The organism is Micromonospora sp. AMSO31t (genome assembly GCF_008868175.1).
Taxonomy (GTDB): Bacteria; Actinomycetota; Actinomycetes; order Mycobacteriales; family Micromonosporaceae; genus Micromonospora.
In genome coordinates this window covers 1-4249 of sequence record NZ_WBKT01000259.1, presented here as the reverse complement: position 1 = coordinate 4249, position 4249 = coordinate 1, and the positions used below count along the sequence as shown (strand labels likewise).

Sequence of the window (4249 nt, the reverse complement as noted above, 5' to 3'; positions counted from 1 at the left end):
GGGGTAGGTCGGGGTGGGGGACCCGGGCGCGGTGGGGTCGACCGCATGCCCCGACGCCGGGGCCGGCGCGGCGGCCGGCGGCGTGGACCGGGTCGGGTCGACCGGGGCACCGGGCGACGCCGGGGGCACCGGCTCGGCGGAACCCGACGGGGGCAGGTCGGACATGAACCCTCCTCAGCAGCGGCGGCTGGAACGGCTCATGATCTTCCACGGCGCGAGCCTGCGCCGCAGCCCCCTCGTCGGGGTGACGCGGCCGCCGATCGGGCGGCGGCCACGGTGGATCAGGCGATGAGGCGGACCCGCTCGGCCTGCGGACCCTTCTGGCCCTGGGCGATCTCGAACTCGACCCGCTGGCCGTCGTCCAACGCCTTGTAGCCGTCCATCTCGATCGCGGAGAAGTGGACGAAGACGTCCTGCCCGCCGTCGACGGCGATGAAGCCGTAGCCCTTTTCGGAGTTGAACCACTTCACGGTGCCCTGTGCCACGGTGCACTTCCTCACTCTGCGCGGCGTTCCACGACCCCGGAAACCGGCGGACCGGCACCGGCGAGCCACCGGTTCGGCGATCGGCGACGGCCGCTGAATCGGGTGACCGAAATCGCACGCTACACGAGGCGTGACGACCGCGCACGACCACAAATCGGGCATATTCCGGGCGCAGTCCGGGCCCGGCCGGGCGCGCCTGACGGCCCTTCCGGTATGCATGCGACATGACCAGCGCGCCCACCACGACCACCACCGTCCGCCGGGTCCAGCCGGCCGACGCCGCGCGGATGCGGGCGCTCCGGCTGGAGATGCTGGCCGACTCCCCGCTGGCGTTCCTGGAGACCGTGGCCGAGGCCGCCGCCCGGCCGCACGCCGAGTACGCGGCCCGGATCGCCGCCGTCTCGCACGGTGAGCACAACGCCCAGTTCGTGGCCGACCCCGGCGGTCGGCTGGTGGGCCACGCCGGCGGCACGGTCGCCCCGGACGAGCCGGCGCTGACCGTCATCTACGCCGTCTACGTCACGCCGGCCTGGCGGGGCAGCGGGCTGCTCGGCGCGCTGGTGGACGAGGTGGCCGCCTGGTCCCGGGCGTGCGGCCGGCCCGAGCTGATGCTGGAGGTGGTGGTCGGCAACGACCGGGCCTGCCGGGCGTACGAGCGGCTGGGCTTCGTGGACACCGGCGTGCGCGTCCCACACCCGCGCATCCCCAACCTCCACGAACTCCAGATGCGCCGCCCCGCCTGATCCGGGGGTGTTAGGAGGGGCCCCCTGCTCTACCGGAGGCGTCAACAGGGGGCCCTTCCGTGCGAGACGTCAGACGTGCCGGCGGCTCTGGACGATGCGGAACCGGTTCGCCACGTACGCGCCGTCGGTCAGCGCCGAGTTCGCCGCCGGGTTCGCCCCCGAGCCGTGGAAGTCGGAGAACGCCGCCGACTGGTTGACGAACACCCCGCCGGTCAGGTTGCAGGACAGGTGCACGCCGGCGTCGATGGCCGCCGCCTCGGCCGCGTCCAGCACCGCCTCGTCGGTCGAGTAGACGCCGGCGGTCAGGGCGCCCTTCTCGCCGACGGTCGAGCGGAGGATCTCCAGGCTGTGCGCGGTCGAGTCGGTCGCGATGGCGAACGAGATCGGGCCGAACCACTCCCGGGAGTAGGTCGTCGTGTCGGCCGCGTCGAGCTTCACGACGGTGGGCGTCCGCACCACGGCGTCGGGGAAGGACGGGTGCGCCACGGTCCGCGACTCCAGCACCGGCTCGCCGACCTTGGTGACCTCCTCCAGCCGCTCCAGCACGCCGTCGTTGACGATCGCGCCGGTCAGCTCGACGCCCCGGGCCGGGTCGGCGGTGAGCTTGGCGACCGCGCCGGCGATGCCGGCGGCCACCTCGTCGAAGCTCTTGTGCCCCTGGTCGGTCTCGATGCCGTCGCGGGGGATCAGCAGGTTCTGGGAGGTGGTGCACATCTGGCCGCTGTACAGGGTCAGCGTGAAGCCCAGGTTGCGGCACAGCCCGGCGAAGTCGTCGGTGGAGTCGATCACCACCGTGTTGAGGCCGGCCTTCTCGGTGTAGACGGCGGCCTGCCGGGCGTTGGTCTCCAGCCAGTCGCCGTACTCGGTGGAGCCGGTGAAGTCGACGATCTTGACGGCCGGGTGCAGGGCCAGCGTCGAGGCGAGCTTCTCGTCGGCCGCCTCGGGGGCGAGCTGCACGAGGTTGGGGTCGAAGCCGGCCTCGGCGAGCACCTGCCGGGCGTACTTCACGGTGATGGCGAGCGGCAGCACGGCGCGCGGGTGCGGCTTGACGACCACCGGGTTGCCGGTGGCCAGCGAGGCGAACAAGCCCGGGTACGAGTTCCAGGTCGGGAAGGTGTTGCAGCCGATCACCAGCGCCACGCCGCGGGGCACCACGTGGAAGGTCTTGCTCATCCGCAGCGGGTCGCCCTTGCCGGCGGCCTTCTCCCAGCCGGCCGTGCCCGGGTGCCGGGTCATCTCGGCGTACGCGTAGGCGATCGACTCCAGCGCCCGGTCGAGCGCGTGCGCGCCGCCGGCCTGGAAGGCCATCACGAAGGCCTGGCCGCTGGTGAACTGCACCGCGTTGGCCAGCTCGAAGATGTTCTTGTGCAGCCGGTCGAGGATCTCCAGGCAGACGCCCACCCGGGCCTGCGGGCCGGCGTCGCGCCAGGCCGGCAGGGCGGCGGTGGCCGCGGTCACGAGCTGGTCGGCGGTGGCGTGCGGGTAGCGCACGTCGAGCGCCAGCCCGAACGGGCTGATCTCGGTGGCGACGGTGCCGCCGTCGCCGGGCTGGTCGAGCGGGAAGTCGCCGCCCAGGTACGCCTCGAAGGCGGCCTTGCCGTCGGCGGCGGCGGTCTCGCCGTACACCCGTGGGCTGGGCGACTCGGGATAGGCGGACCAGTACCCGCGCTCCGTGATCGCGGTCAGCGCCCGGTCGAGGGTCTCGGCGTGCCTGTCGTACAGGGGGTGCGGGGTCTCCGTCATGCCCGCCATCATGCAACAGCGTGCCACCAGATCAGTAGTGGCGTGTCACAAGTCAGATCGTCGCCCGTCGGTCCGGCGGAATGACCGGAGCGGGTCGGGGTAACCGCGCGGCCAGCGACCAGGAGGGGACGGCCGCGGGTGGGAACCACCGAGATCCGGGTGCACGGGGTCGCCGACCGGGGCCCGGAGGCGATGCTGGACCGGCCGATCGTGAGCCGAGTGGCTGGCGACCGGGATGCCGGTTTCTATCGGGTACGTACCGGTTTCGGCGATCCATGTGGCGCGAGCGGCGCCACCCTGGAGGGGTACCGCTGGAGCGGGCTCACGGGGGGAACCGCGTCCCGGACCTTCTCGCTGGTCGCGCTCCTGCCCTTCATGCTCGCCAACATCGCCATCTGGATGCTGCCACCCGGCCACCGCACCGGCCGGGCGGGCAAGGCGCTCTGCCGCCTGCTCGCCGCGACCCTCACCGCGATGTACACGCTGGCGATCGCGGGGGTGGCCCTCGACCTGGTTGCCTGGCAGTGCGCCGAGTACCCGCGCTGCCTGGAGGGTCGCCGGGAGATCTCCTGGCTGGGCGGCCTGGCGCCGGGGCAACGCCTGGCCCTGCTCGCCGTACTGCCGATTCTCGCGGTGGCCCTGCTCTGGTGGCTCAGCGGCCGCACCTGGCAGCTTCCCGAGGACGCCGGTGCGGCGGCGCCGCGACTCGGCGCGGACCGACTCGACACCCCCGCCTTCTGGGACAACCGGGCGCTGCTGCTCCGACTGCGCTCGCTGCACGTGGCGATCGGGCTGGCGACGCTCGACCTGACGCTGCTCCTGACCCTGGCCCCGCACGACAGGGGGTTCCCCGGCTACGCGCTGCTCGCCGCGTCCGCCGGCCTGCTCGCCGCCGCGTTGACGCTGCTCTGCCTACCCCAGCTCGAACAGCATGGCGGCGTTCTGTGGACACGTCGCGCGGTCCGGCTCCTGCATCTCGGCACGATCACCTTGACCGGGCTGACCCTGGGCTACGCCGCGGCGCCACGGGCGCCCTGGACCGCCGTCGGTGGTTTGCCGGGGTACGACGTACTGGTCGCCGTGCTGTTCGCCGCCCAGATGGGTCTGCTGCTGGCGCTGACGGCCCTGGTCCTGGCCCGGCAGCCGGTCCGGGGTCGTTCGGTGCTGCTGGGTCTCGCCGCACCGCTCGTGGTCTCACTCGCGATCGGGTTGACCGTGTGCTACGACTCCGGACTGAGCTACGGCGTCGCCGAGTACCTGGACCGGGGTTCCAGCCCC

The 4249-nt window shown here is 72.9% G+C and carries 3 protein-coding genes and 1 pseudogene; 2 read left to right on the top strand and 2 right to left on the bottom strand.

Features of this window, described 5'->3' with window-relative positions; genetic code table 11:
* Window positions 1-281: 281 nt before the first annotated feature.
* Window positions 282-485, bottom strand: coding sequence for a cold-shock protein (locus F8274_RS30000; protein WP_132264918.1), 204 nt, complete (start codon window positions 483-485; stop codon window positions 282-284).
* A gap of 224 nt (window positions 486-709) precedes the next feature.
* Here F8274_RS30000 and F8274_RS29995 point away from each other — a divergent pair, with 224 nt between their 5' ends.
* Entirely contained in the window at window positions 710-1228 is a 519-nt protein-coding gene (locus F8274_RS29995) for a GNAT family N-acetyltransferase (protein ID WP_151465707.1), read from the top strand.
* 69 nt (window positions 1229-1297) lie between these two features.
* Here the strand turns inward: F8274_RS29995 and paaN are convergent, their stop codons facing one another.
* Window positions 1298-2971 carry a phenylacetic acid degradation protein PaaN gene (gene paaN / locus F8274_RS29990; RefSeq protein ID WP_192580051.1) on the bottom strand — a complete coding sequence of 558 codons (1674 nt, stop codon included), beginning with the start codon at window positions 2969-2971 and terminating at the stop codon, window positions 1298-1300.
* Window positions 2972-3109: 138 nt separating this feature from the next.
* On the opposite strand from paaN, the pseudogene F8274_RS29985 reads away from it, so the two are divergent.
* A pseudogene (locus F8274_RS29985) lies at window positions 3110-4249 on the top strand (hypothetical protein); the annotation flags it as partial.